At 46.3% G+C, this 2,867-nt stretch carries 3 protein-coding genes; all 3 read left to right on the forward strand.

Features of this window, described 5'->3' with window-relative positions:
- Positions 1-143: 143 nt before the first annotated feature.
- Complete coding sequence (locus Q7J27_09635) at positions 144-938, forward strand: AAA family ATPase (GenBank protein ID MDO9529408.1); 795 nt, start codon at positions 144-146, stop codon at positions 936-938.
- 313 nt (positions 939-1,251) lie between these two features.
- The gene (gene scmD / locus Q7J27_09640) at positions 1,252-1,545 is read left to right on the forward strand and encodes a SynChlorMet cassette protein ScmD (protein MDO9529409.1); all 294 of its coding nucleotides are present in this window, start codon (positions 1,252-1,254) and stop codon (positions 1,543-1,545) included.
- Between the two features lie 7 nt (positions 1,546-1,552).
- The gene (gene scmE / locus Q7J27_09645; protein MDO9529410.1) at positions 1,553-2,701 is read left to right on the forward strand and encodes a SynChlorMet cassette radical SAM/SPASM protein ScmE; all 1,149 of its coding nucleotides are present in this window, start codon (positions 1,553-1,555) and stop codon (positions 2,699-2,701) included.
- Positions 2,702-2,867: the final 166 nt, after the last annotated feature.

A 2,867-nucleotide genomic window follows, 5' to 3' on the forward strand; every position in this document is an offset into this window, starting at 1 on the left:
TTTCTCTTAAAACCATTTTCCAGTGGCTGCAGCCAGATGAACGGCGGTGACATGGATGATATCAAGGATCCGTACAAGCTGTCGAGTTATCACTACAGGCTCTGCTTTGCCGAGATATACCTGGCCGTTGAGGGAGTGCTGAAATGTATTTAGAATACTGGGGCTTAGAAAAATATCCCTTTGAAAATGTTCCGGATCCTGAATTTATGTACTACTCGCAGGAGCACGAAGAGGCTTTGGTTCGGCTTGTCTATGCGGCAAAAAGAAGAAAAGGTGCGGCGCTTCTCACCGGGGAGGTGGGTTGCGGAAAGACCGTTTTGAGCAAGGTCTTTATTCAGCAGCTTCCGGATGATGAATATGATATCGGATTGATAATCAATCCGGCGCTTGAGCCTATGGATTTTTTAAAAGAGATACTCTATCAGCTCGGCCTGAATAACGATACAAATTCAAAAGCGGATTTTCTGGATATTTTGAATGGAAGAATGCTGGAGAATATGAGGCAGGATAAGACAACCCTGCTGATAATAGATGAGGCGCAGTTAATTTCCAAAGAGACCTTTGAGGAAGTCCGCCTGCTTTTAAACTTTCAGTTAAACGACAGGTTCCTGTTGACGCTGATTCTTATCGGACAGCCGGAGCTAAGGGACATTGTAAAGGGGATTGAACAACTTAATCAGAGGATTGGCATCAGGTATCATCTAAATCCCCTTAATTCTGAAGAGGTGGTTAAATATATTGCCTTTCGGCTGGAAAAGGCCGGTTTGACAAAAAACATATTTACCAGTCAGGCTATGGATGATGTGTATAATTATTCACAGGGAATTCCGAGAAAGATTAACAATGTTTGTGACATGAGCCTTTTGATTGGATTTAGCGCAAAGACGGAGGCTATAGATTCCGGGATTGTCAGCGAGGCCGTGCGGGATTCGGGTTAGCAGGTAGATAGGCTGAAGGCTGAAGACTATTAGTAAGTTAGAAATTATTTTCTGCGTTTTTCTGGCGGAAAATAATTTCGTTAACGCACTTATCCCGTTTATCGGGGTTAGGAAAAGCGGGAATACGGCACACTTTGAAGCCATGTTTGATGCAAAGATCTGCCCCGCCCGCCTTGCCTGAGCTCGCGATGGCGGGTAGGTGTTTCTCCGCCAAAGTGCGGCAATCGTGTTTTTCGAGTACCTTCAGCCTAAACAGCTTCAACCTGACTACGTGAGTAGTTATACTGGAATGAAGGAACCAGAAAGGAAATATATGACAACAACAGAAAAAGCCAGGCCGGTAGCCAATCCATTAATTGTGCTTCGTGAGGAGTTTGATGACTGGGCAATACTCTTTGACCCTGATACCGGTAAAGGCATGGGGCTTAATCCAACGGGCATCTTTATATGGAAACTGCTTGACGGCTCTCACACATTAAATGACATACTGAAAAAGCTGCATGGAGAATGTGAGAATGTGCCCGAAGAAGCGGAAAACGATCTTAAAGAATTCATTCAGGATTTGACAGAACGGGGGCTGGCCGGCTCTGAAGTTGCCGGGGGATAATAATCTTATGAGGACAATGAACACCCCGAGGTCTTTGGATTTAGATATTACAAATGGTTGCAATCTGCGGTGCAAATACTGCTCTCATTTCAGCAGCGAGGGGGATGTCAGCCGGGATCTGCCTGCAGAAGAGTGGCTGAACTTTTTTCAGGAACTGAATCAATGCGGGATTATGACGGTCTGTCTTCAGGGTGGGGAGCCCTTTTGCCGCGAAGATTTACCCGAGCTCATTAAAGGAATTGTTAAAAACCGGATGCGCTTCAATATATTGAGCAACGGAACGCTTATTACGGATGAGATGGCGGTTTTCTTAGCTTCAACTCACCGCTGTGATGGTGTTCAGGTCTCCATTGATGGTTCTGATGCCCCGACACACGATGTTTTCAGGGGCAAGGGCAGTTTCTCCAAGGCTGTAAAAGGAATTGAAATTTTAAGGAAACATAGTGTTCCGGTATCTGTAAGAGTTACCATTCATAAAGAGAACGTCCATAAGCTTGAGGAAATAACCCGGTTTTTACTGGAAGACTTCGATTTTCCTGAATTCACAACCAACGCGGTTTCTTTTATGGGACTCTGCCGGGAAAATGCCGGGGAGGTTCAACTTACCGTTCCCGAACGAACCCTTGCCATGGAAAGTCTCTTGACTCTGAACAGGAAGTACAACGGGCGAATTGGCGCTACGGCAGGCCCTCTGGCTGAAGCGATAAACTGGATGATGATGGAACAGGCCCGCAGTGAAGGTAAAGAGAGCCTTCCCGGGGGAGGATATCTTACCGGATGCGGCTGCCATACGAGCAGTCTTGCGGTCCGCGCAGACGGCGTAATAGTCCCATGCGCTCAATTGGGCCATATAGAACTGGGGCGTGTCGGCAAAGACGATCTCAAAGAGATCTGGCAGCATCATCCCGAACTGAAACGGCTAAGGGAGCGACATAATATTCCACTCAGTAATTTTGACTTCTGTAAGGATTGCGATTATATATCTTATTGCACCGGCAACTGTCCCGCGCTGGCCTATACGATTACAGGTCAGGTAAATCACCCAAGTCCTGACGCGTGCCTGAGGGATTTTTTAAAAGAGGGCGGAAAACTTCCTGATAATAATATTGTGTGTAGCGTGCCCTCTCTGTGGGGCACAGAGGCCCCACGCTGCTGAACTCTGAACTCTAAACCCGTGAATAAAAATGACAGCCATAAAAGAAGAACGAAAATTTTCTCTGAATCAGATTTACTTTTACCTGACCAGAGGGTGCAATCTTCGCTGCCGTCATTGCTGGCTTGCCCCTAAATACCAGGACGACACTAATACTTATCCCGGCCTT

The sequence above is a fragment of the Syntrophales bacterium genome (assembly GCA_030655775.1).
GTDB lineage: Bacteria > Desulfobacterota > Syntrophia > Syntrophales > JADFWA01 > JAUSPI01.